This window comes from Erwinia sp., assembly GCF_049696395.1.
In the GTDB taxonomy this organism is placed as follows: Bacteria; Pseudomonadota; Gammaproteobacteria; order Enterobacterales; family Enterobacteriaceae; genus Erwinia.
The window spans coordinates 1-22,098 of sequence record NZ_JBAVTT010000061.1 but is presented as its reverse complement, the minus strand read 5'-3'; the positions used below and the strand labels follow the sequence as shown (position 1 = coordinate 22,098).

Annotated in this window: 24 protein-coding genes; 12 read left to right on the top strand and 12 right to left on the bottom strand. The window is 53.6% G+C overall.

Going from position 1 to position 22,098, the window contains the following annotated elements; genetic code table 11:
* Positions 1-4 precede the first annotated feature (4 nt).
* From cyoB to WCC56_RS08360, 5 genes are all read left to right on the top strand, one after another.
* Positions 5-1,996, top strand: coding sequence for a cytochrome o ubiquinol oxidase subunit I (cyoB, locus tag WCC56_RS08380; protein ID WP_424691935.1), 1,992 nt, complete (start codon positions 5-7; stop codon positions 1,994-1,996).
* Entirely contained in the window at positions 1,986-2,600 is a 615-nt protein-coding gene (locus WCC56_RS08375; RefSeq protein ID WP_424691934.1) for a cytochrome o ubiquinol oxidase subunit III, read from the top strand. Before cyoB ends, WCC56_RS08375 begins: the two co-directional genes overlap by 11 nt.
* The gene (locus tag WCC56_RS08370) at positions 2,600-2,929 is read left to right on the top strand and encodes a cytochrome o ubiquinol oxidase subunit IV (protein ID WP_424691933.1); all 330 of its coding nucleotides are present in this window, start codon (positions 2,600-2,602) and stop codon (positions 2,927-2,929) included. The genes WCC56_RS08375 and WCC56_RS08370 overlap by 1 nt, the downstream gene beginning before the upstream one ends.
* A gap of 14 nt (positions 2,930-2,943) precedes the next feature.
* Positions 2,944-3,831 carry a heme o synthase gene (gene cyoE / locus WCC56_RS08365; RefSeq protein WP_424691932.1) on the top strand — a complete coding sequence of 296 codons (888 nt, stop codon included), beginning with the start codon at positions 2,944-2,946 and terminating at the stop codon, positions 3,829-3,831.
* Positions 3,832-3,958: 127 nt separating this feature from the next.
* Positions 3,959-5,326, top strand: coding sequence for an MFS transporter (locus WCC56_RS08360; protein ID WP_424691931.1), 1,368 nt, complete (start codon positions 3,959-3,961; stop codon positions 5,324-5,326).
* A 55-nt stretch (positions 5,327-5,381) separates the two neighbouring features.
* On the opposite strand, the gene WCC56_RS08355 is transcribed toward WCC56_RS08360, so the two are convergent.
* Positions 5,382-5,873, bottom strand: a complete 492-nt coding sequence (locus tag WCC56_RS08355) for a YajQ family cyclic di-GMP-binding protein (protein WP_424691930.1) — start codon at positions 5,871-5,873, stop codon at positions 5,382-5,384.
* A gap of 163 nt (positions 5,874-6,036) precedes the next feature.
* Between WCC56_RS08355 and panE the strand changes: the two genes are divergently transcribed.
* Both panE and yajL read left to right on the top strand, forming a co-directional pair.
* The gene (gene panE / locus WCC56_RS08350) at positions 6,037-6,957 is read left to right on the top strand and encodes a 2-dehydropantoate 2-reductase (protein ID WP_424691929.1); all 921 of its coding nucleotides are present in this window, start codon (positions 6,037-6,039) and stop codon (positions 6,955-6,957) included.
* The gene (gene yajL / locus WCC56_RS08345; RefSeq protein ID WP_424691928.1) at positions 6,911-7,516 is read left to right on the top strand and encodes a protein deglycase YajL; all 606 of its coding nucleotides are present in this window, start codon (positions 6,911-6,913) and stop codon (positions 7,514-7,516) included. The genes panE and yajL overlap by 47 nt, the downstream gene beginning before the upstream one ends.
* A gap of 95 nt (positions 7,517-7,611) precedes the next feature.
* On the opposite strand, the gene thiI is transcribed toward yajL, so the two are convergent.
* Positions 7,612-9,060, bottom strand: coding sequence for a tRNA uracil 4-sulfurtransferase ThiI (thiI, locus tag WCC56_RS08340; protein ID WP_424691927.1), 1,449 nt, complete (start codon positions 9,058-9,060; stop codon positions 7,612-7,614).
* Between the two features lie 230 nt (positions 9,061-9,290).
* Here thiI and xseB point away from each other — a divergent pair, with 230 nt between their 5' ends.
* Genes xseB through dxs form a run of 3 tightly spaced genes read left to right on the top strand, consistent with a single transcriptional unit; the run spans position 9,291 to position 12,317 of the window.
* The gene (gene xseB, locus WCC56_RS08335) at positions 9,291-9,533 is read left to right on the top strand and encodes an exodeoxyribonuclease VII small subunit (protein WP_424691926.1); all 243 of its coding nucleotides are present in this window, start codon (positions 9,291-9,293) and stop codon (positions 9,531-9,533) included.
* Entirely contained in the window at positions 9,533-10,432 is a 900-nt protein-coding gene (gene ispA / locus WCC56_RS08330; RefSeq protein ID WP_424691925.1) for a (2E,6E)-farnesyl diphosphate synthase, read from the top strand. The genes xseB and ispA overlap by 1 nt, the downstream gene beginning before the upstream one ends.
* 19 nt (positions 10,433-10,451) lie before the next feature.
* Complete coding sequence (dxs, locus tag WCC56_RS08325; protein ID WP_424691924.1) at positions 10,452-12,317, top strand: 1-deoxy-D-xylulose-5-phosphate synthase; 1,866 nt, start codon at positions 10,452-10,454, stop codon at positions 12,315-12,317.
* 80 nt (positions 12,318-12,397) lie between these two features.
* On the opposite strand, the gene pgpA is transcribed toward dxs, so the two are convergent.
* The 6 genes from pgpA to nrdR all read right to left on the bottom strand — a co-directional run bounded on the left by pgpA (position 12,398) and on the right by nrdR (position 16,466).
* Complete coding sequence (gene pgpA, locus WCC56_RS08320; RefSeq protein WP_424691923.1) at positions 12,398-12,904, bottom strand: phosphatidylglycerophosphatase A; 507 nt, start codon at positions 12,902-12,904, stop codon at positions 12,398-12,400.
* Complete coding sequence (gene thiL / locus WCC56_RS08315; RefSeq protein ID WP_424691922.1) at positions 12,882-13,859, bottom strand: thiamine-phosphate kinase; 978 nt, start codon at positions 13,857-13,859, stop codon at positions 12,882-12,884. The genes pgpA and thiL overlap by 23 nt, the downstream gene beginning before the upstream one ends.
* Before the next feature lie 56 nt (positions 13,860-13,915).
* Positions 13,916-14,335: a transcription antitermination factor NusB gene (nusB, locus tag WCC56_RS08310; RefSeq protein ID WP_424691921.1), complete on the bottom strand. Its 420-nt coding sequence runs from the start codon at positions 14,333-14,335 to the stop codon at positions 13,916-13,918.
* 16 nt (positions 14,336-14,351) lie between these two features.
* Positions 14,352-14,822 (bottom strand): 6,7-dimethyl-8-ribityllumazine synthase, encoded by a 471-nt coding sequence (ribE, locus tag WCC56_RS08305; protein ID WP_424691920.1) that lies wholly within the window; start codon positions 14,820-14,822, stop codon positions 14,352-14,354.
* An 84-nt stretch (positions 14,823-14,906) separates the two neighbouring features.
* Positions 14,907-16,013 carry a bifunctional diaminohydroxyphosphoribosylaminopyrimidine deaminase/5-amino-6-(5-phosphoribosylamino)uracil reductase RibD gene (gene ribD, locus WCC56_RS08300; RefSeq protein ID WP_424691919.1) on the bottom strand — a complete coding sequence of 369 codons (1,107 nt, stop codon included), beginning with the start codon at positions 16,011-16,013 and terminating at the stop codon, positions 14,907-14,909.
* A 3-nt stretch (positions 16,014-16,016) separates the two neighbouring features.
* On the bottom strand, positions 16,017-16,466 hold the full coding sequence (gene nrdR / locus WCC56_RS08295) for a transcriptional regulator NrdR (RefSeq protein ID WP_013201016.1): 450 nt from the start codon (positions 16,464-16,466) through the stop codon (positions 16,017-16,019).
* A gap of 213 nt (positions 16,467-16,679) precedes the next feature.
* Here nrdR and lysM point away from each other — a divergent pair, with 213 nt between their 5' ends.
* Together lysM and WCC56_RS08285 are read left to right on the top strand one after the other, a co-directional pair.
* A complete protein-coding gene (gene lysM, locus WCC56_RS08290; RefSeq protein WP_424691918.1) occupies positions 16,680-17,117 on the top strand; it encodes a peptidoglycan-binding protein LysM in 438 nt (145 codons plus the stop codon).
* 26 nt (positions 17,118-17,143) lie between these two features.
* Positions 17,144-17,716: a DUF3251 domain-containing protein gene (locus tag WCC56_RS08285; RefSeq protein ID WP_424691917.1), complete on the top strand. Its 573-nt coding sequence runs from the start codon at positions 17,144-17,146 to the stop codon at positions 17,714-17,716.
* 45 nt (positions 17,717-17,761) lie between these two features.
* On the opposite strand, the gene secF is transcribed toward WCC56_RS08285, so the two are convergent.
* From secF to tgt, 4 genes are read right to left on the bottom strand one after another with little or no spacing between them, the layout of a single operon-like run.
* Positions 17,762-18,730: a protein translocase subunit SecF gene (gene secF / locus WCC56_RS08280; protein ID WP_424691916.1), complete on the bottom strand. Its 969-nt coding sequence runs from the start codon at positions 18,728-18,730 to the stop codon at positions 17,762-17,764.
* A gap of 10 nt (positions 18,731-18,740) precedes the next feature.
* Positions 18,741-20,588 (bottom strand): protein translocase subunit SecD, encoded by a 1,848-nt coding sequence (gene secD, locus WCC56_RS08275; protein WP_424691915.1) that lies wholly within the window; start codon positions 20,586-20,588, stop codon positions 18,741-18,743.
* Positions 20,589-20,615: 27 nt separating this feature from the next.
* A complete protein-coding gene (yajC, locus tag WCC56_RS08270) occupies positions 20,616-20,948 on the bottom strand; it encodes a preprotein translocase subunit YajC (protein ID WP_013201011.1) in 333 nt (110 codons plus the stop codon).
* A 17-nt stretch (positions 20,949-20,965) separates the two neighbouring features.
* Complete coding sequence (tgt, locus tag WCC56_RS08265) at positions 20,966-22,096, bottom strand: tRNA guanosine(34) transglycosylase Tgt (RefSeq protein ID WP_424691914.1); 1,131 nt, start codon at positions 22,094-22,096, stop codon at positions 20,966-20,968.
* Positions 22,097-22,098: the final 2 nt, after the last annotated feature.

Below are 22,098 nucleotides of genomic sequence, written 5' to 3'. Positions count from 1 at the left end.
TACGATGTTGGGAAAATTAACCCTTGATGCAGTACCGTATCACGAGCCAATTATCGTGGTTACGGTCGCCGCCATCCTACTTGGTGGTCTGGCTGTCGCCGGAGCAATCACTTACTTCGGTAAGTGGAAATATTTGTGGTCAGAATGGCTGACGTCTGTTGACCACAAACGTCTCGGTATCATGTATATCATCGTGGCTTTCGTCATGTTGCTGCGCGGCTTTGCCGATGCAGTGATGATGCGTAGCCAACAGGTACTGGCCTCGGCCGGTGAAGCCGGGTTCTTGCCGCCCCATCACTACGACCAGATCTTCACCGCCCACGGCGTGATCATGATCTTCTTCGTAGCGATGCCGTTCGTTATCGGTCTGATGAACATCGCTGTTCCTCTGCAGATTGGTGCGCGCGACGTGGCCTTCCCGTTCCTGAACAACCTGAGCTTCTGGTTCACGGCTGTTGGTGTGGTGCTGGTTAACCTGTCACTGGGTGTGGGCGAGTTTGCTCAGACCGGTTGGCTGGCTTATCCACCGCTTTCCGGCGCTGAGTACAGTCCGGGGGTCGGCGTCGACTACTGGATATGGAGTCTTCAGCTGTCGGGGATTGGTACGACATTAACCGGGATTAACTTCTTCGTTACTATCCTGAAAATGCGTGCCCCTGGCATGACCATGTTCAAGATGCCTGTTTTCACCTGGGCTTCACTGTGTACTAACGTTCTGATTATCGCTTCCTTCCCGGTTCTGACCGTGACGCTCGCGTTGCTGACCCTGGATCGCTATCTGGGCTTCCATTTCTTTACCAATGATATGGGCGGCAACATGATGATGTACGTAAACCTGATATGGGTTTGGGGACATCCGGAAGTGTATATCCTGGTTCTGCCGGTCTTCGGTGTGTTCTCCGAAGTGGTGGCAACCTTCTCTAAAAAGCGCCTGTTTGGTTACACCTCACTGGTTTGGGCAACGATTGTTATCACCATCCTGTCCTTCGTTGTGTGGCTGCACCACTTCTTCACCATGGGCGCCGGTGCGAACGTTAACGCCTTCTTCGGTATTATGACGATGATTATCGCCATTCCTACCGGCGTTAAAATCTTCAACTGGCTGTTCACCATGTACCAGGGCCGCATTCAGATGCACTCTGCTATGTTGTGGACCGTAGGCTTCCTGGTCACCTTCTCTGTGGGTGGTATGACCGGGGTTCTGCTGGCGGTGCCAGGTGCTGACTTCGTGCTGCACAACAGCCTGTTCCTGATTGCTCACTTCCATAACGTGATTATCGGTGGTGTGGTCTTCGGTTGCTTCGCTGGTGTGACTTACTGGTTCCCGAAAGCGTTCGGCTTCTGCCTGAATGAAAAATGGGGCATCCGTGCCTTCTGGTTCTGGATCATTGGTTTCTTCGTTGCCTTTATGCCGCTGTACGCACTGGGCTTCATGGGGATGACCCGTCGTCTGAGCCAGGACATCGATCCACAGTTCCACCCACTGCTGGTTGTGGCCGCCTTTGGTGCTGCTCTGATCGCTTGTGGTGTGCTGTGCCAGCTCACTCAGTTCTGGGTTTCAGTACGTGACCGTGAGCAGCTGCGTGATGTGACAGGTGACCCTTGGGGCGGTCGTACGCTGGAGTGGGCAACCTCTTCACCCCCTCCGTTCTACAACTTTGCCGAAGTGCCTGTTATCCATGAGCGCGATGCGTTCTGGGAAATGAAGGAAAAAGGCGAAGCGTACAAACAGCCTGCACAGTACCAAGAGATCCACATGCCGAAGAACAGCGGCGCTGGTGTGGCGATCGGTGCTTTCAGCCTGGTGTTTGGTTTCGCTGCTATCTGGCACATCTGGTGGCTGGTTGGTCTGACGTTCCTCGGTATGATCCTTACCTGGATCATCAAGAGCTTTGACGAAGACGTTGATTATTACGTTCCCGTTGCCGAGATCGAAAAAATCGAGAATCAGCACTTTGACGAAATTAGCAAAGCAGGTCTGAAAAATGTCGACTGAAACTCTGACTAAACACCACGACGCCCATGCGGAGCATGGGCATCACGATGCAGGAGCCAATAAAGTCTTTGGCTTCTGGATCTACCTGATGAGCGACTGCATCATCTTTGCCACCTTGTTCGCAACCTTCGGTGTGATGGTTAACAACACCGCGGGTGGCCCGGCTGGTAAAGATATTTTTGAACTGCCGTTTGTCCTGGTTGAAACCGCCCTGCTTCTGTTGAGCTCCATTACCTATGGTTTTGCAGTGATCAACATGAACAAAGGCAGCAAAGGCGCCGTTATCGGTTGGCTGGTGCTGACCTTCCTGTTCGGTGCAGGCTTCATCGGGATGGAAATCTATGAATTCCATCACCTGATTGTGGAAGGTTTCGGTCCGCAGCGCAGTGGCTTCCTGTCAGCATTCTTTACGCTGGTTGGGACTCACGGTCTGCACGTTACTTCTGGCCTGATCTGGATGGCGGTACTGATGTACCAAGTCTCCAGGCGTGGTCTGACGCCTACTAACCGTACTCGTATCCTGTGCCTGAGTATGTTCTGGCACTTCCTGGATGTGGTCTGGATTTGTGTATTCACCATTGTCTACCTGATGGGAGCCATGTAATGAGTCATTCAGCAAACGATCATGGTGCCGCTCACGGTAGCGTGAAGTCTTATATGATCGGCTTTATCCTGTCGATCATTCTGACAGCAATACCTTTCTGGATGGTCATGGACGGCGGCGCATCTAAAGCCACCATCCTGGGCGTGGTCATTGTGTGTGCGATTATCCAGGTGCTGGTGCATCTGGTGTACTTCCTGCACTTAAACGCCTCCTCTGATGAGGGATGGAACCTTGTGGCGATTGTCTTCGCCGCAATCATCATTTTGATAGTTGTTGTTGGCTCGCTGTGGATCATGTGGAACCTCAACTACAACATGATGGCCAACTAACCGAGTTACCCGTGATGATTAAGCAATACCTGCAAGTAACGAAACCAGGAATTATTTTCGGAAATTTAATTTCTGTAATCGGGGGATTCCTGCTGGCCTCTAAAGGCAGCATCGACTATGCCCTGTTCCTCTCCACCTTAGTCGGCGTTTCGCTGGTGGTCGCATCAGGTTGTGTTTACAACAACTTTATTGACCGTGACATCGACGTAAAAATGGAGAGGACCAGAAATCGAGTGCTGGTTAAAGGCCTCATTTCTCCGACAGTCTCTCTGGTTTATGCAACCGTTCTGGGTATTGCTGGATTCGCGTTGCTGTATTTCGGAGCAAACCCGCTGGCCATGTGGCTGGCGGTGATGGGCTTTGTGGTTTATGTCGGCGTTTACAGCCTGTACATGAAGCGCAATTCTGTGTACGGCACCTTGATAGGCAGTCTTTCTGGCGCCGCGCCGCCAGTGATTGGCTACTGTGCAGTAACCAGCCAGTTTGATGCTGGCGCGTTGATCCTGCTGGCTATCTTTAGCCTGTGGCAGATGCCGCACTCCTATGCGATTGCCATCTTCCGCTTTAAAGATTACCAGGCCGCGAATATCCCGGTACTGCCGGTGGTAAAAGGCATCTCCGTGGCAAAAAACCATATTACGGTGTACATCATCGCCTTTATGGTTGCCACGCTGATGCTGACGCTGGTCGGTTATGCGGGCTACAAATATCTGGTTGTCGCTGCCGCAGTCAGCGTGTGGTGGTTGGGGATGGCGCTGAAGGGGTATAAAACGCAGGACGATCGCGTTTGGGCCCGTAAGCTGTTTGTCTTCTCCATTGTCGCCATTACGGCACTGAGCGTGATGATGTCGGTTGATTTCATGACGCCGGCCTCGAAAGACCTACTGACCATGGTCAGGTAACACAGACCTCATCATAAAGGGCGCGATTATCGCGCCCTTTCTTTTTGTTACCACTTCGCGATAAGTATTATTTTACCCGCCCTGCCCCGCCGCCTAAAATACGTCGACCAGATAAACTGAGGTAGTAATGAACGATAATAAAATGACTCCAGTCGAGTTGCGTGCGACATGGGGTTTGGGGACGGTATTTTCCCTGCGTATGTTGGGAATGTTTATGGTACTGCCCGTCCTGACGACTTATGGCATGGCATTGCAGGGAGCAAGTGAAGCACTGATAGGACTCGCCATTGGCATCTACGGTTTAGCGCAGGCCGTTTTCCAAATCCCCTTCGGATTATTGTCGGACCGCATTGGCCGCAAACCGTTAATCGTGGGTGGATTACTCATTTTCGTGCTCGGCAGTGTGATTGCCGCGTGCACCACGTCCATCTGGGGAGTGATTCTGGGCCGCGCCTTGCAAGGCTCTGGTGCCATCGCCGCCGCCGTCATGGCACTCCTTTCCGATCTGACCCGTGAACAGAACCGAACCAAAGCCATGGCCTTCATTGGTATCAGCTTTGGCGTAACCTTTGCCATCGCAATGGTGCTGGGCCCGATCATTACTCACGCACTCGGCCTGCATGCACTGTTTTGGATGATTGCCGCGCTGGCCTCGGCAGGCATTTTGATTACCCTGTGGGTTGTCCCTTCCACGCCGAATCATATTCTGAACCGTGAATCGGGCATGGTTAAAGGCAGTTTTAAAGCCGTACTGACCAATCCCCGTCTGGTTAAGCTGAACTTTGGCATCATGTGCCTGCATATTCTGCTGATGTCGAGCTTTGTGGCGCTGCCAGGTGAGTTTGAGCGTGCCGGTTTCCCTGCGGAGCAACACTGGAAAGTCTATCTGGTGACGATGCTGGTCGCGTTCTGCGGCGTGATCCCGTTTATCATTTACGCTGAAGTAAAGCGCCGTATGAAGCGGGTGTTTGTCAGCTGTGTAGCCTTGATGCTGATTGCTGAAATTGTGCTGTGGGGAGCCGGAAGCAATTTCTGGACGCTGGTGGTCGGTGTTCAGCTGTTCTTTATTGGCTTTAACCTGATGGAGGCTATTTTACCGTCGTTGATCAGCAAAGAGTCACCTCCGGGCTACAAAGGCACGGCGATGGGCTTGTACTCCACCAGCCAATTTTTGGGCGTAGCGATTGGCGGCAGCATGGGCGGTTGGGTATTCGGTCATTTCGATGCGCAATCCGTGTTCCTGGTGGGCGCTCTCGTTGCGGCAGTCTGGCTGGTGGTGAGCTGCACGATGAAAGAGCCGCCGTACGTCAGCAGCTTACGTATCATGCTGAACGACAGTCCGTTGGAAAAGGGCGAGCTTGAGCAGCGTCTTAAAGCGCAACCAGGCGTGGCAGCGGTGTTTATCGTGCCAGAAGAGAAAAGTGCTTATGTGAAGATCGACAGCAAGGTAACAAACCGCGCCGAGATCGAGAAGCTGGTAGCCGAAGCGGCCTGACAGGTTCAGATAACCAGACAGCGTGGCCCTGAAAAGCAGCGCTGTCTGGGATCACTTAGTCGCGGAAGTTTTTGAACTGGAACGGCTGCCCCAAATCTCCACCACGCACCAGCGCCATTGCGCCCTGCAGGTCATCACGGGATTTCCCGGTCACGCGTAACTCTTCACCCTGAATCTGGGTCTGAACTTTGATCTTGCTGTCTTTGATCAGCTTAACCAGTTTCTTAGCCACATCTGCTGGAATGCCTTTTTTCATCTTGGCTTCCACGCTCCAGGTTTTCCCGCTGTGCTCAATCTCTTCCGGAATTTCCAGCGCAGCGCCTTCAATGCCACGCTTAAGCAGCCTCTCACGCAGGATATCAATCAGCTGTTTTACCTGAAAGTCAGACTCGCTTAACACCTTGATGGACTCGTTTTTCTCAATCAGCTCATAGCTGGCGGTCACGTTACGAAAATCGAAACGAGTCGAGAGCTCGCGGTTGGCATTTTCCACCGCATTTCGGACTTCCTGCATGTCAATTTCTGAAACGATATCGAAAGATGGCATGATGTATTCTCCTGAATCTAAAGTGACGTGCATAATACCCACTTAGCGCCGTTAAAAAAACCATCGGCGTTGAAAGCTATAATAAGGATATCAAACCTGCGCGGCGTCTGTTTCGGGCTGACAGCAAGGTGGTACTAACGCAACCCGCACGCGGGGAGGACGCATGAAGATTACCGTACTGGGATGCGGTGCATTAGGGCAAATCTGGTTAGCTGCCCTCGACGCTCAGGGCCATGATGTGCAGGGCTGGCTGCGGGTTCCGCAACCTTACTGCTCGGTCAACGTCATCGATCTGACTGGCACAACGATCAACAAGACCTACATAGCCAATGATCCCAAGTTCTTAGCGGAAAGTGACCTGCTGCTGGTGACCCTTAAAGCCTGGCAGGTTTCTGAGGCGGTGAAGAATTTGCAGTTTATTCTCCGGGATGACTGCCCGATTCTGTTGCTGCATAACGGCATGGGAACGCTTGATGAGCTGAAAGCATTGCAGCAACCGCTGCTGCGGGGCATCACTACGCACGCCGCTAAACGAGACGGCACGGTGATTGTTCACGTTGCAGCAGGGATAACCCATATCGGCCCAACCTCCGCAGACGCTGCGGCATTGAGCGAACTGGCCGAAGTTCTACAACAGGCGCTTCCTGACGTTGCCTGGCACAACAATGTCGCCTCCGCCGCGTGGCAAAAACTCGCCGTAAACTGCGTGATCAACCCGCTTACCGTGCAGTACGACTGCCCAAACGGGGATCTGCTGAATCATCTGGATGAAGTGTCGGCACTGTGCAATGAAGTGGCAATGGTGATGGAGCGCGAAGGCCAGCATACCTCACGGGAAGGGCTGCTCGATTACGTGCTGGACGTGATAAATTCTACCGCTGCCAATACTTCTTCGATGCTGCAGGACATCCGCGCCGAACGCCGCACAGAGATAGATTACATTACCGGCTACGTCATCCGACGAGCACGGGCACAAGGCCTGGCAACGCCTGAAAATAGCCGACTTTATGAATTGATTAAGCGAAAGGAACAAGATTATGAGCGTGAACGCATCGGTGCTGGTTTGCCTGGCACCTGGCAGTGAAGAAACAGAAGCGGTCACCACCATCGACCTGTTGGTGCGTGCCGGGCTGAACGTCACCACCGCCAGCGTAACGGACGATGGCAGCAGAGAAATTCTCTGCTCACGCGGCGTCAGGCTGATTGCCGATGCCCCATTAGTAGAAGTTGCGGATAATGATTTTGCCGCCATCGTACTGCCGGGCGGCCTGAAAGGCGCTGAAGCATTTCGTGACAGCCCGCTGTTGGTGGAAACCGTTCGCCAGTTTCATCTCTCCGGCCGCATTGTTGCGGCTATCTGTGCCGCGGCTGGCACCGTGCTGATCCCGCATGACCTGTTCCCTGTCGGCAATATGACCGGCTTTCCAGGACTGAAAGAGAGTATCCCGGACGAAAAGTGGATGGATAAACGGGTGGTCTGGGATCCTCGCGTCAATTTACTGACCAGCCAGGCTCCGGGAACCTCCATCGACTTCGCGCTGAAGTTAATTGATCTGATTGTTGGCAGAGACAAAGCCCACGAAGTGGCGAAACAGCTGGTTGTGGCTGCCGGAATTTACGATTACCGCGAATGGATTGAGTAGGCGAAGCGAAGGGAAGAGTGAATGGCCAGCAGGCGGGGAAAGTGCCTGCTGGCAAGTGTGAAGCAATAAAGGATGACTCAGCTCATCCCTGCCCTTTAAGGGCGATAGACCTTCACATTTTTAAAGCCCTGCTCATGCAGGTAAAGTGCCTGCAGTCGGCTCATTACGCCGCGATCGCAGTACAGTAACCAGGTTTTACTCTGATCCAGGTTACCAAACTGGGTGCTGAGCTTGTAGAACGGCAGGCATTTCACTTCCACACCTTCCAGCTCCAGCGGACGATCGTCCTGCTCATCCGCAGAACGGATATCCAGCACCATATCGTCCGGGCCGAATGACACCACCGTTTCAACTTCTACCACTTCCTGCTCAGTGTCTTCCGCAATCCGGCGGATATCGACGTTGGTAGCTTCAGCCACCATCTGGTCAAGGATGGCAAAATCGAAGTTCTGCTCTTCCGCTTCGATCTTGGCTTTAACCGCTTTCACGGTTGGGCTCTTGGAGATCACACCGCAATATTCCGGCATGGTACGGGCAAAATCTTCCGTCCCGATATGACGCGCCAGATTAATGATGTGCTCTTTATCATGGGAGATTAAAGGACGCAGGATCAGCGTATCGCTGGCGTTGTCGATCAAGCGCAGATTTGTCAGCGTCTGGCTGGAAACCTGGCCCAGCGCTTCACCGGTCACCAGCGCCTGTACGTCATAGCGCTCGGCGATTTGGGAGGCTGCACGCACCATCATACGCTTCAGCACTACGCCCATCTGACCGTCTTCGACTTTCTCCAGGATCTCACCCACTACCGGCTCGAAGTTGATCGCCACAAAACGAACTTTATGGGAACGACCAAAACGGTTCCAGAGATAATGCGCCACCTGACGAACGCCGATTTCATGCGCCGCGCCGCCAAGGTTGAAGAAGCAATAATGCACGCGACAGCCGCGACGCATCAGCATATAGCTGGAGACGCCGGAGTCAAAACCACCCGAAATCAGTGACAGCACATCTTCCTGTGTGCCGATCGGGAAGCCGCCGATGCCTTCATGACGGCCCGTCACTAACAGCATGCGGTCGTCATCAATTTCCAGATTGACCGTCACTTGCGGATGGTTAAGCTTCACCTGGGCGCTGGCCACGTGCTGGTTCAACCCGCCGCCAACGTAACGTTCCACATCCTGAGAGCTAAAATCATGCTTACCACGGCGCTTCACGCGGACAGCAAAGGTTTTCCCTTCAATACGATCGCGGTTTAGTTCCAGCGTTTGTTCAAAGATATCGTGCATATCGGTGTAAGCACGATCTTCAACATCCAGCACGTGGTGAATGCCAGGAATGCGCTGTAAGCCTTCAATCAGCACGGCACGCTTGCTGTCGTCCTTTGAACGGACTTCGATATGGTCCCAGTGACGAACCACGGCTAGCGTTTCATCACTGTCTTTCAGCACATTACGGATATTCGTCGTCAGGATTTTGATAAAACGCAGGCGAACACTCTGACTTTTGATGGTAATTTCGGGGAATAACTTAATGATAAACTTCATGTCGGCATGGATTCGTTGAGCAATTAAGTGCTGAAATGGAACGCACTTAGCTGGTAAAATGAGGGTATTGCAAAGCAGCTTGTAGCCCTTTACATTCAGTACTCGAGTGTATCACACCTGTCCGCTCACTGCTTCTTCATCCGTTATCAGCATCATTATTTTGCTAATCATTTCCAGTCGGCTACCATGGGCGGCTTCACGCTAAAAAAACGACTGAGCAGAACGCCATTATGCCTAAAAAAGCCGAACAGCCAGCCAGCTTCGAAACCTCCCTGCAGCAGCTGGAGCAGATTGTATCCCGACTTGAAAGTGGTGACCTGCCGCTGGAAGAGGCGCTGAATGAATTTGAACGCGGCGTGCAGCTTGCCCGTGCGGGCCAACAGAAACTGCAGGCTGCCGAGCAGCGCGTGCAGATCCTGCTGAGCGACGATAAAGAAGCTGACCTGCAGCCCTTCACGCCGGAAAATGAGTAATGGATTTTAGCGATCTCCTTACCGCGCATCACAAGCGGGTCAATCAGGCTCTACAGCGTTTTATCAAACCTTTGCCGTTTCAGAATTCCCCGCTGGTTAATGCCATGGAATATGGGGCATTATTAGGGGGTAAGCGCTTACGACCTTTCCTGGTGTATGCCACCGGAGAAATGCTTGGCGCTGATAACGAAGCCTTAGATGCGCCAGCGGCCGCCGTTGAGTGCATTCATGCCTACTCATTAATTCACGACGACCTGCCAGCAATGGATGATGACAGTCTCCGGCGCGGCCAACCGACCTGCCATATTAAGTTTGGCGAGGATACCGCAATCCTGGCCGGTGACGCATTGCAGACGCTGGCGTTCTCTATTCTGGCCGATACCCCCATGCCAGGTGTTAGCGCTGACTATCGCGTAGCGATGCTTTCAGAGCTGGCTCAGGCGAGTGGCGTCGCGGGAATGTGTGGCGGACAGGCATTGGATTTGGCGGCAGAAGGCCAGCAGGGTGACCTGGCTGCGCTTGAGCAGATTCATCGCCATAAAACCGGTGCGTTAATTCGCTCCGCCGTTCGCCTGGGCGCTTTAGCCGCCGGAGAACGAGGGCGTGAAGCCCTACCCGCACTGGATCGTTATGCCAATGCTATTGGCCTGGCATTCCAGGTGCAGGACGATATTTTAGATGTGGTGGGCGATACCGCCATTATCGGCAAACGGCAGGGAGCCGATCAGCATTTAGGCAAAAGTACTTACCCGGCCCTGATGGGACTCGAAGGAGCACGGGCCAAAGCGTGGGACCTCTATCAGGAGTCACTCAGCGCATTAGAAACACTTGCCGCGCAGTCTTTTACTACAACATCACTACAGCTGCTTGCAAGTTACGTAATTGAACGCAATAAATAACTTCCACAATGAGTCTCTGATGAGTTTTGATACTGCAAAATACCCGACGCTGGCGTTAGCCAGCACGGTACAAGAATTACGATCGCTCCCCAAAGAGAGCCTGCCAAAACTTTGTGATGAGCTACGTCAGTATTTACTCGACAGCGTAAGCCGCTCCAGCGGCCACTTTGCCTCTGGTCTGGGCGTGGTGGAGCTGACCGTCGCGCTGCATTATGTCTATAACACGCCTTTTGATCATCTGGTGTGGGATGTTGGCCATCAGGCTTACCCGCATAAAATCCTCACCGGACGGCGCGACCGCATTGGCACCATTCGCCAGAAAAATGGCCTGCACCCGTTCCCGTGGCGCGATGAGAGTGAGTTTGACGTGCTGAACGTTGGGCACTCCTCCACCTCGATCAGCGCCGGTCTGGGCATGGCCGTTGCCGCAGAGAAAGAAGGCAAAAATCGCCGGACAGCTTGTGTGATTGGTGATGGCGCACTGACTGCGGGTATGGCTTTTGAAGCCATGAACCACGCGGGCGACATCAAAACCGATCTGCTGGTGGTGTTGAACGACAACGAAATGTCGATTTCAGAAAATGTCGGCGCACTGAACAATCGCCTTGCTCAGATCCTGTCCGGCAAAACCTATTCGCGCCTGCGTGAAGGGGGCAAAAAAGTGCTCGGAAGCCTGCCGCCGATCAAGGAACTGGTGAAGCGCACTGAAGAGCATCTGAAAGGAATGGTCGTGCCCGGCACGCTGTTTGAAGAGCTTGGCTTTAACTACATCGGTCCGGTTGATGGTCACGATGTGCTGGCTTTGGTGCAGACGCTGAAGAACATGCGTGAGCTGAAAGGCCCGCAGTTCCTGCATATCATGACCAAAAAGGGCAAAGGCTACGCCCCGGCAGAAAAAGATCCGATCTCCTGGCACGCGGTGCCGAAGTTCGATCCTGCCAGTGGCCTGTTGCCAAAAGCGGCTGAAGGGCTGCCAAGCTACTCAAAAGTGTTCGGACAGTGGTTAAGCGAAACCGCAGCGGATGACAGCAAATTGATGGCCGTCACGCCAGCAATGCGTGAAGGGTCAGGCATGGTCAGCTTCTCACGCGATTATCCTGGGCAGTATTTCGATGTTGCTATCGCGGAACAGCATGCCGTTACCTTTGCTGCCGGGCTGGCAATTGGCGGCTATAAGCCGGTTGTGGCTATCTACTCCACCTTCCTGCAGCGCGCCTACGATCAGTTAATCCATGACGTGGCAATCCAGAAGCTGCCGGTGCTGTTCGCTATCGACCGTGGCGGTATTGTAGGGGCAGACGGACAGACCCATCAGGGCGCGTTTGATATCTCGTTCCTGCGCTGCATCCCGAACATGGTGATCATGACGCCGAGCGATGAAAACGAATGCCGTCAGATGCTTTACACCGGCTATCATTACTCGCACGGGCCAAGCGCAGTTCGCTACCCACGCGGGACAGGAACCGGCGCAGAGCTGAAGCCTCTGGCATCTCTGCAGCTGGGTAAAGGTCTGGTGAAGCGTGAAGGCGAAAAACTGGCCATCCTCAACTTCGGCACGCTGTTGCAAGAAGCGACTGCCGTTGCTGAAAAGCTGAATGCCACGCTGGTTGATATGCGCTTTGTGAAACCGCTGGATGATGCATTAATCATTGAGCTGGCCGCGAGCCATGAAGCCCTGGTTACGCTGGAAGAAGGCGCCATTAAAGGCGGTGCAGGCAGTGGCGTAATCGAACTGCTGATGGCGAAGCGCCTGCTGGTGCCGGTCCTGACTGTCGGGCTGCCTGATGAGTTTATTCCTCAGGGCACCCAGGACGAGATCCGCCATGACTATCAGCTTGATGCTGAAGGGATTGAGCAACAAATCAGCGACTGGCTGGCACAGTAATTCCGCACAATGTGGTGGGCTTCGAGTAAATAAAAAAAGGGCGGCTGTTGGTAACAGTCGCCCTTTCTCACTTCACCGACTCAAAAGACAAAATGATGGCCGGCGTAATACAGAATGCCTGCTGAGAGGATCCCGGCGATAATATCGTCGACCATAATCCCCATGCCGCCATGCACATTGCGATCGAACCAGCGGATCGGCCACGGCTTCCAGATATCCAGAATACGGAAGATAACAAATCCGGCTAGTACCCATTGCCAGCTGTTAACGGGGATGGCCATCAGCGTGATCCACATCCCGATAAACTCATCCCAGACAATGCTGCCGTGGTCGTGAACGCCCATATCTTTCGCCGTTCTGTGGCAAAGATACACCCCGATACAGATGCCGAACATCACCACCAGAGAATAAATATCCTGGGGTAAAAAGGTCATCAGATACCAGAATGGGATGGCAGCCACCGACCCCACGGTACCCGGCATATAAGGGCTGAGTCCGCTGCCAAATCCGGTGGCCAGCAAATGCCAGGGATTGCTCATTTTCAGGCGGCTTTTGGCCACATCTTTATCGCGCGTCAAAATGGTCAAATCCTTTCAAATCTTTTTCGACTGGCTTGCCATCCTGCAACAGCACCAATCCTTCGGATTGCGGCGCGATCTGACCAATACAGGTAAACGGCACGCCATAATGCCCCAACGCCACGTCTAATGCGCCACGGTTGATCTCAGGGACGGTAAAGCACAGCTCGTAATCTTCGCCGCCGCTTAACGCCCAGCGGATCGCCTGCTCTGGCTCAAAATGCTGTTTCATCACTGCAGAGAGCGGCAGGGTTTCCAGATACAGTCGCGCACCGCAGTCGCTGGCTTTCAGGATGTGGCCCAGGTCAGAGATCAATCCATCGGAAAGATCGATAGCCGAACTGGCCAGATCGCGCAGCGCCTGTCCTTGCAGAATACGCGGCATCGGACGCAGATGGCGTTTAAGCAGGAGCTCATGGGCAACAGGATCGTTGATCTTCACCCGATGTTGCAGCAGTGCCAGACCGGCCGCACTGTCACCCAGGTTGCCGGTGACATAAATCCAGTCTCCGGGACGGGCACCAGAACGCTTCAGCGCCCTGCCCTTAGGCACCAGACCATGAATACCCAGCGTCAGGCTCAGCGGCCCACGCGTGGTGTCACCGCCAATCAGCTGCATGTCGTAGTAGTCCAGCAGCTCGAACAGGCTGTCGCTGAAGTCTTTCAACCAGGCTTCGTTAACGGAAGGAAGCGTTAAGGCCAGCGTCAGCCAGGCTGGATCGGCTCCCATTGCCGCTAAATCACTGAGGTTAACCGCCAGTGCTTTATAGCCAAGATCGGCAGGATGGATATCACGCAGGAAGTGAACGCCTTCTACCAGCGTATCGGTGCTGATAGCGAGGGTCTGTTTTTCAGACAGCGTCAGTAATGCGCAGTCGTCGCCGATGCCCTTTTCCACATCGCGACGGGAGCTTGTCACACGATCAAAATAACGCGCGATAAGTTCAAATTCGCCACATGCCATACAATGCGTTCCGAGTTTGAAAAATGAAGAAGGCCGGTGAAACCGGCCTTGGAGGATTACTTCTTATTGGGGCGGATGTAAGGAGCGGCTTTATCCAGCACGCCATTGACAAACTTATGGCTGTCTTCGGCGCCGAACACTTTCGCCAGCTCAATGCCCTCATTGATGGCCACCTTGTAGGGAACATCGGCACGCTTGCTCAGCTCAAACAGCGAAATACGCAGGATGGCTTTTTCTACCTGGCCCAGCTCTTCGAGCTGACGCGACAGGTACGGCTTCATCAGGCCATCCAGATATGCGCTGTTGGTTGCAACGCCGATCAGCAGCTCACGGAAATAGCTGATATCAACGTCTTTGACGTCTTGCTCCGCCAGAAACTGATATTCGACATCAGAGATGTCGTTTTTAGACAACTGCCAGGAGTAAAGCGCCTGGACAGCACATTCACGGGCGCGGCGACGAGCAGCAGGTTTCACGAAATTCCCCTTAAAATCAGGCTTTGATGGCTTTCAATACGTTAATCATTTCAAGTGCGGTCAGGGCAGCTTCTGCGCCTTTGTTACCCGCTTTGGTTCCGGCACGTTCAATGGCCTGTTCGATGTTTTCCGTCGTCAGGACACCAAATGCTACCGGAATATCGCTGTTCATCGCGACGCTGGCCAGGCCAGAGCTGGCTTCACCAGCGACATATTCGAAGTGGGCAGTCCCGCCACGAATAACGGTTCCGAGGGCGACAATAGCGTCGTGCTTACCGGCTTTCGCCAGCGCACGTGCGGTCATTGGCATTTCATAAGCGCCTGGTACCCACACCACGGTGATGTTTTCATCTTTCACCTGGCCGATGCGTTTTAACGCATCAAGGGCACCGCTCAGCAGGCTGTCGTTGATAAAGTTGTTGAAACGCGCAATGACAATGGCAACGCGCGCGTCAGGAGTAGCAACAGCAGCTTCAATAACGTTCATAATCTTCCTTTCAGGGTTCAGTTATGGCCCCGCAGGGGGGCGGATTCTATCATACTCTTCACCGCTCTGCTCCGCTTTTAAAAGCTAAGATGCAGGGGTCAGCGTCAGGCGAATATCTGGCCCAACCTGACGACTATCGCTGAAGGTAAAGGCTGGCGCGTCAGCAAGTTGTGCTATACCCGGTAAATGGCACAGACCGCGTGCATTATCGCCCAGCAATTTAGGTGCCAGATAGACAATCAACTCATCCACTACGCCAGCGGTAAGCAGTGCACCAGCCAGTTTTGCCCCGGCTTCCACCCAGACCGTATTGATCTGTCGGCGGCCCAGCAGCATCATCAGCGACACCAAATCGGTGTGATCATTATGACGGGGAACGGTGAACTGCTCCACATTCTCCGGCCAGCACAGGCTGTCTGCCTGCTGGCGTGCCAGCCAGGTCTCGCCGGGCTGAGAAATTAAACGGTGTTCAGGCGTCACCTGATTCTGGCTGTCGATCACTACGCGAACCGGCTGGCGCAGGTGCTCTTCAGCGTAAGCGGCCTGAGTATTAGCGGCAAAATCCTGCCAGCGAACGGTCAGCGAAGGGTTATCAGCCAGCACGGTAGCGCTGGTACTGAGAATAGCCGAACTTTGCGCACGCAGGCGCTGAACATCCCGTCGGGCTTCTGGCGAGGTAATCCACTGGCTTTCACCGTTTGCCATTGCCGTGCGACCATCCAGAGAAGCGCCGAGTTTCAGCTGCACCCAGGGGAAACCGGTACGCATTCGCTTCAGGAAACCCCGGTTAAGCGCTTCGGCTTCCTGCATCATCAGCCCGTGGCTGACTTCAATGCCCGCCTGCTGCAGCCGATATAATCCCCTACCGGCGACTTCAGGGTTCGGATCCTGCATTGCAGCGATCACCCGGCTCACGCCAGCGGCAATCAACGCATCACAGCAAGGTGGCGTGCGACCATGGTGGCTGCAAGGTTCGAGGGTGACATAAGCCGTGGCCCCTTTCGCCTTGTCGCCTGCCATGCGCAGCGCGTGGACTTCAGCATGAGGTTCACCGGCACGAAAATGGTAGCCTTCGCCAACCATCACGCCGTCACGGACAATGACGCAGCCTACATTCGGATTGGGCGTGGTAGTAAACCGGCCACGACGCGCAAGCTCAAGGGCTCGCGCCATCCAGATTTCATCGCTCATGGTTTAATCCTGTAAACGGGCAATCTCTTCACCAAACTCACGGATATCTTCAAAGCTGCGATAAACGGAAGCAAAGCGGATATAGGCGACTTTATCCAGTTTTTTCAGCTCGTCCATCACCAGGTTGCCGATCATTTTGCTCGGCACCTCACGCTCGCCGGTGGAGCGCAGCTGGCTTTTGATATGGCTGATGGCGTTTTCCACGTCGTCAGAGCTGACCGGACGCTTCTCCAGCGCTTTCATCAAGCCGCTGGCAAGCTTGTCTTCATTGAAGGGTTCGCGGACATCATTACTTTTAACAACCCGAGGCATCACCAGTTCAGCCACTTCAAAAGTGGTGAAACGTTCATGGCACACCAGACACTGGCGACGACGGCGCACCGAAGTGCCTTCCCCAACCAAACGGGAGTCGATCACTTTGGTATCCACAGCAGAACAGAACGGGCAATGCATGATGATTCCTGATAATCCTGGAAATTGGCCCACAGTGTAGCGCGAAGTGGCTACCAACAAAATAACGGCTTAGCCCTTTCCGTGACTTTGGCGAATATTGAGATCTTGCTTTGATCCAGCACAGCTCATACCCTGTCCCGGCGCTTTAGCGACTATAATAAGCGGGTTGTGTAGCGTTATTTCTTCTCTAATCAAGGATAAACCGGAGGATATATGGGATTGTTTAACTTCGTAAAAGAAGCAGGTGAGAAATTGTGGGACTCCGTAACCGGAGGCGATGACCAGAACAAAAAGCTGCAGGAGCATATTACCAAGCTTAACCTGCCCGGCAGCGACAAGATCGACGTGAAGGTTGTTGATGGCAAAGCCAGTATCAGCGGCGATGCCCTTTCACAGGAGTTGAAAGAGAAAGTGTTGATCGCGGTCGGTAACGTCGCCGGGATCACCGCGGTTGAAGACAACGTAAAAGTCGATCAACCCGCGCCGGAAGCGACGTTCTACACGGTGAAAAAAGGCGATACGCTGAGCGCCATTTCGAAAGAAGTCTATGGCGATGCTAATAAATACAATAAGATATTTGAAGCTAACAAGCCGATGCTGTCTGATGTGAATAAAATTTATCCCGGGCAGACATTGCGCATTCCAGAATAAATGACGGCAAGGAGCTCTGAGCGGTGATGGCGAAAGACAGAAAGAAGAAACCTCTGCTGCTGGTTGCAGCGTTGATGCTGGCAGGCTGTGCAGCTCCTGAGCAGCAGCCGGAGCTGAACAAACTGCATAATCAGGTGGGTAAGCTCAACATTGAAATGCAGCAGCTCACTCAGCAGGCTTCCAGTCTCGAACAGCAAAATATGCTGAACAGTACTTCAAACCAGGGGGCCTGGTTGCTGCCCGCCACCAAAACGGCTGTGGCACTGAAAAGCCAGGCTGGCGAAGTCCGCCTTTCCCTGAGTCAGATTGAAGGTGATGCTAATGGCACGCGCGCCACACTGCACATCCGTTCGGCTGCAGATAACACGATACCAGCCTTTACCGCTCAGGTTGAGTGGGGCGAAATGGATCCCACCACCGGGAAACCGTTGCCGGTAGACAGCCAGAGTCAGTCACTGAACGTGAAGGACTCGCTGCTTTCCCGCAGTGAAATTACCGTGCCTTTGCGCCTGAGCAATATCACGCCTGAGCAATTGGGCTACATCAGGGTTCACGATATCGTGCTGCAAAACTCGCCCAAACCGACCACCACGCCATAAAAAAAGGGCCGCTTTCGCGGCCCTTTCTCTTAGCAGTTTCTCAGCTTACGGCATAATCGAAGGCTGATCTGCGCCCTCTTTTTCCACTTTCGTTTGCAGCATGTGCTCACGCTTCATGCCGAGTTTCAGCGCCAGCGCTGAAGCAACGTAGATAGAGGAAACCGTACCGATGGAAACACCGATCAGCATCGTCAACGAGAAGCCTTCCAGCAACGCACCGCCGAAGATGAACAGCATCAGCACCACCATCAGCGTAGTGGCTGAGGTCATGATGGTACGGCTCAAGGTCTGCGTCAGCGAGACGTTAACGATATCGTAAGGCGTGCCGCGACGGATTTTGCGGAAGTTCTCACGAATACGGTCCGATACCACGATGCTGTCGTTCAGCGAGTAGCCGATAACCGACATCAGTGACGCCACGATGGTTAAATCAATCTCAATATGGAACAGAGAGAGAATCCCCATGGTGATGATCACGTCATGTGCCAGTGCCAGCACGGCGCCTAACGCCAGTCGCCATTCAAAGCGGAAACCGACGTAGATCAGGATCGCAATCAGCGCTATCAACAGCGCCATGCCGCCGGCTTGCGCCAGATCGCTCCCCACGCTAGGCCCAACGAATTCGATACGCTTAACCGTGGCATTCTGCTGGGTGGACTGGTTGATGATGCTCACCACCTTAGTTCCCAGCTCCTGGCCCGCATTGCCCTCGTTAGGGGACATACGCACCAGCACGTCACGGCTGCTGCCGAAATTCTGTACCTGAGGATCCACGAAACCTGACTTCTCCAGCGCACCGCGCAGGCTGTCAATATCCGCTGGTTTCTCCAGGCTGATTTCAATAACGGTACCGCCAGTGAAATCCAGACCCCAGTTAAACCCCTTCAGACCCATGATCGCAAAAGAAGCGATCAGCAGGATGCCGGAAAGGGTAAAGGCCAGTTTATCCCAGCGCATAAAGTCATGAACTTTACGCCCGTAGTTTAGTTGTTCAACGCTATAGTCCTGTGCCACAACGCACTCCTCAGATAGACAGCTTGGTGATGCGTTTGCCGCCGTACAACAGGTTGACGATGGCACGGGTACCGACAATGGCGGTAAACATCGAAGTCACTACGCCAATGGCCGTAGTAATGGCAAAGCCTTTGATCGACCCGGTGCCCACCGCATACAGAATAATCGCGGTGATCAGCGTGGTGACGTTGGCATCGATAATACTGGAGAACGCGCCTTTATAGCCCTCATGGATAGCCTGCTGAATGGAACGCCCATTCTTCAGCTCTTCCTTGATACGCTCGTTAATCAGTACGTTCGCATCCACCGCAACCGCCAGCGTCAACACGATACCCGCAATACCAGGCATGGTCAGCGTGGCGCCAGGCAGCAGCGACATGATACCGACAATCAACACCAGGTTAGCGACCAATGCTGAGGTAGCGATCACACCGAACTTACGGTAGTAAACCACCATAAACACGATAGAAGCGATCAGGCCCCACAGACAGGCTTCCAGACCCTGAGTGATGTTCTGCGCACCCATAGTTGGACCGATGGTGCGCTCTTCAACAATCTGAATAGGCGCAATCAACGCACCGGCACGCAGCAGCAGTGACAGCTGACGGGCTTCATTCGGGTTGCTGATACCGGTAATACGGAAGCTGTTACCCAGTCGAGACTGGATATTCGCCACGTTAATCACCTCTTCCTGCTTCGCCAGGATCGCACGGCCAGTAGCATCTTTCTTACCGCTGTCTTTGTATTCAACAAACAGCGTTGCCATCGGCTTACCGATATTATCCTTGGTGAAGTTGGACATGATGTTGCCACCCGCGCTGTCCAGCGAGATGTTCACCTGGGCCTGGTTGTACTCATCCTGGCTCGACGTAGAGTCAGTGATGTGGTCACCGGTCAGGATCACGCGCTTGTACAGCGTCACTGGCTGGCCTTCACGGGTGTTTTTCACTTCTGAATCACCAGGGACGCGGCCATTAGCAGCAGCGGTTGGATCAACAGTGGTGTTTACCAGACGGAATTCCAGCGTGGCAGTAGCCCCCAGGATTTCTTTCGCACGGGCTGTATCCTGGATACCAGGCAGCTCAACCACGATGCGGTCAGAACCCTGACGCTGAACCAGAGGTTCGGCAACGCCAAGCTGGTTTACACGGTTACGCAGGATATTGATGTTCTGCTGAACCGCATATTCACGCGCTTCACGCAGACGATCGTCAGTCATCACCGCTCGCAGGGTATTACCGCTGGTTCCGCTGATCACCAGATCGCGGTGGCGGTCCGACAGATAGCTGACGGCAGCATCACGCGAAGCGGCATCACGGAAACGGATTTCCATACCGTAATTGTCGGTTTTGCGAACGTTGGTATAAGGAATGTTTTTGTCGCGCAGATCGCTTCTGAGGTTATCGATGTTCTGCTCCTGGAGTTTACCCAGAGCGGTATCCATATCGACTTCCATCAGGAAGTGTACGCCGCCGCGCAGATCAAGACCGAGTTTCATCGGCTCTGCGGCAAGCATGCTCAGCCAGGTTGGCGTAGCAGGGGCAAGGTTAAGCGCTACAACGTAGTCTTCACCCAGCACTTTGGTAATGGCATCACGGGCACGCAGTTGCACGTCACCGTTTGCGAAACGCGCCAGAATTGCGCCATTTTCCAGAGCGATAGATTTGCTCTGAATATTGTCTTGCTTCAAGGCTTCTTGGATCTGAACCAGCGTCTGCTCACTGGCGGCGCTTCCGCGCGCGCCAGTGATCTGAACAGCCGGATCCTCACCATACAGGTTGGGAAGTGCGTACAGCAGGCCGCCGATTAACACGACGATCAGCATGATGTACTTCCACAAAGGATAACGGTTTAACACGGCAGTTCCCTTAGGGAAAACAAAAAATTAAAGCGCCTTCATCGTACCTTTCGGCAGAACGGCAGCCACGAAATCACGTTTAACTACCACTTCAGTAGTTTCGTTCAGCGCGATAGCGACATAACCGGTGTCAGCCACTTTAGTGACGCGGCCAACCAGGCCTCCGGTGGTCAGCACTTCATCACCTTTGGAGATGGAGTCCATCAGCTTCTTATGCTCTTTACCGCGTTTTTGCTGCGGGCGCAGGATCATGAAGTAGAAAATCAGACCAAAAACCACCAGCATAATAACCAGTGAATAAGGACTTCCCTGAGACGGCGCGCCAGCTGCTGCCACTGCGTCAGAAATGAACAAGCTCATTAAATTTCCCTCATTGTTTAATTATCAACGGATAATGGCGGAGCCGTGTTACCCGTCCGGTCGTAAAATTCAGTCACAAAGTGCTCTAATTTACCTTCTTCAATCGCCTGACGTAAACCAGCCATCAAACGCTGGTAGTAGCGCAGGTTATGAATTGTGTTCAGACGCGCACCCAGTATTTCGTTACAACGATCAAGATGATGCAAGTAGGCACGGGTGTAATTGCGACAGGTGTAGCAATCACAGTCCGCATCCAGCGTTGCGGTGTCATCTTTATACCTGGCATTACGGATTTTTACGATGCCGTCGGTCACAAAAAGGTGGCCGTTACGCGCATTGCGGGTTGGCATTACGCAGTCGAACATATCGATACCGCGACGAACGCCTTCCACCAGATCCTGAGGTTTGCCAACGCCCATCAGGTAACGAGGTTTGTCTTCCGGGATCTGCGGGCAGACATGCTCCAGAATACGGTGCATATCTTCTTTTGGCTCACCGACCGCCAGGCCGCCCACAGCGTAACCATCAAAGCCAATCTCTACCAGTCCTTTTACGGAGACATCTCGTAAATCTTCGTAAACCCCGCCCTGGATTATGCCGAAAAGCGCATTTTTATTCTCAAGAGAATCAAAGCGATCGCGACTACGCTGCGCCCAACGCAGTGACATCTCCATCGAGCGCTTGGCGTAATCCCAGTCCGCAGGATAAGGCGTGCATTCATCGAAGATCATCACGATGTCAGAGCCCAGATCGTACTGGATCTCCATGGATTTTTCCGGGTCCAGGAAGATCGCATCGCCGTTGATCGGGTTACGGAAATGGACGCCAGCCTCGGTGATCTTACGAATATCGCCCAGGCTGAAGACCTGGAAGCCGCCGGAATCGGTCAGGATCGGCCCTTTCCAGTTCATAAAGTCATGCAGATCGCCGTGCAGCTTCATCACTTCCTGGCCAGGACGCAGCCATAAATGGAAGGTGTTGCCGAGGATGATCTGGGCACCGGTGTCGATAACTTCTTCCGGCGTCATGCCTTTTACTGTGCCGTAGGTGCCCACAGGCATAAATGCCGGGGTTTCCACCACGCCGCGATCAAAGATCAGACGGCCACGGCGCGCGCGCCCGTCAGTAGTGTCTAATTCGAACTTCACAT

Excerpts from the sequence above, each read along its gene's own strand:
- ribD (WP_424691919.1), bottom strand. The coding sequence starts at position 16,013 with ATGAGCGATGAAATCTGGATGGCGCGAGCCCTTGAGCTTGCGCGTCGT.
- thiI (WP_424691927.1), bottom strand. The coding sequence starts at position 9,060 with ATGAAGTTTATCATTAAGTTATTCCCCGAAATTACCATCAAAAGTCAG.
- ispA (WP_424691925.1), top strand. The coding sequence starts at position 9,533 with ATGGATTTTAGCGATCTCCTTACCGCGCATCACAAGCGGGTCAATCAG.
- ribE (WP_424691920.1), bottom strand. The coding sequence starts at position 14,822 with ATGAACGTTATTGAAGCTGCTGTTGCTACTCCTGACGCGCGCGTTGCC.
- cyoB (WP_424691935.1), top strand. The coding sequence starts at position 5 with ATGTTGGGAAAATTAACCCTTGATGCAGTACCGTATCACGAGCCAATT.
- dxs (WP_424691924.1), top strand. The coding sequence starts at position 10,452 with ATGAGTTTTGATACTGCAAAATACCCGACGCTGGCGTTAGCCAGCACG.
- WCC56_RS08370 (WP_424691933.1), top strand. The coding sequence starts at position 2,600 with ATGAGTCATTCAGCAAACGATCATGGTGCCGCTCACGGTAGCGTGAAG.
- nrdR (WP_013201016.1), bottom strand. The coding sequence starts at position 16,466 with ATGCATTGCCCGTTCTGTTCTGCTGTGGATACCAAAGTGATCGACTCC.
- xseB (WP_424691926.1), top strand. The coding sequence starts at position 9,291 with ATGCCTAAAAAAGCCGAACAGCCAGCCAGCTTCGAAACCTCCCTGCAG.
- WCC56_RS08375 (WP_424691934.1), top strand. The coding sequence starts at position 1,986 with ATGTCGACTGAAACTCTGACTAAACACCACGACGCCCATGCGGAGCAT.
- yajL (WP_424691928.1), top strand. The coding sequence starts at position 6,911 with ATGAGCGTGAACGCATCGGTGCTGGTTTGCCTGGCACCTGGCAGTGAA.
- cyoE (WP_424691932.1), top strand. The coding sequence starts at position 2,944 with ATGATTAAGCAATACCTGCAAGTAACGAAACCAGGAATTATTTTCGGA.
- thiL (WP_424691922.1), bottom strand. The coding sequence starts at position 13,859 with ATGGCATGTGGCGAATTTGAACTTATCGCGCGTTATTTTGATCGTGTG.
- WCC56_RS08285 (WP_424691917.1), top strand. The coding sequence starts at position 17,144 with ATGGCGAAAGACAGAAAGAAGAAACCTCTGCTGCTGGTTGCAGCGTTG.
- WCC56_RS08355 (WP_424691930.1), bottom strand. The coding sequence starts at position 5,873 with ATGCCATCTTTCGATATCGTTTCAGAAATTGACATGCAGGAAGTCCGA.
- WCC56_RS08360 (WP_424691931.1), top strand. The coding sequence starts at position 3,959 with ATGAACGATAATAAAATGACTCCAGTCGAGTTGCGTGCGACATGGGGT.
- panE (WP_424691929.1), top strand. The coding sequence starts at position 6,037 with ATGAAGATTACCGTACTGGGATGCGGTGCATTAGGGCAAATCTGGTTA.
- yajC (WP_013201011.1), bottom strand. The coding sequence starts at position 20,948 with ATGAGCTTGTTCATTTCTGACGCAGTGGCAGCAGCTGGCGCGCCGTCT.
- lysM (WP_424691918.1), top strand. The coding sequence starts at position 16,680 with ATGGGATTGTTTAACTTCGTAAAAGAAGCAGGTGAGAAATTGTGGGAC.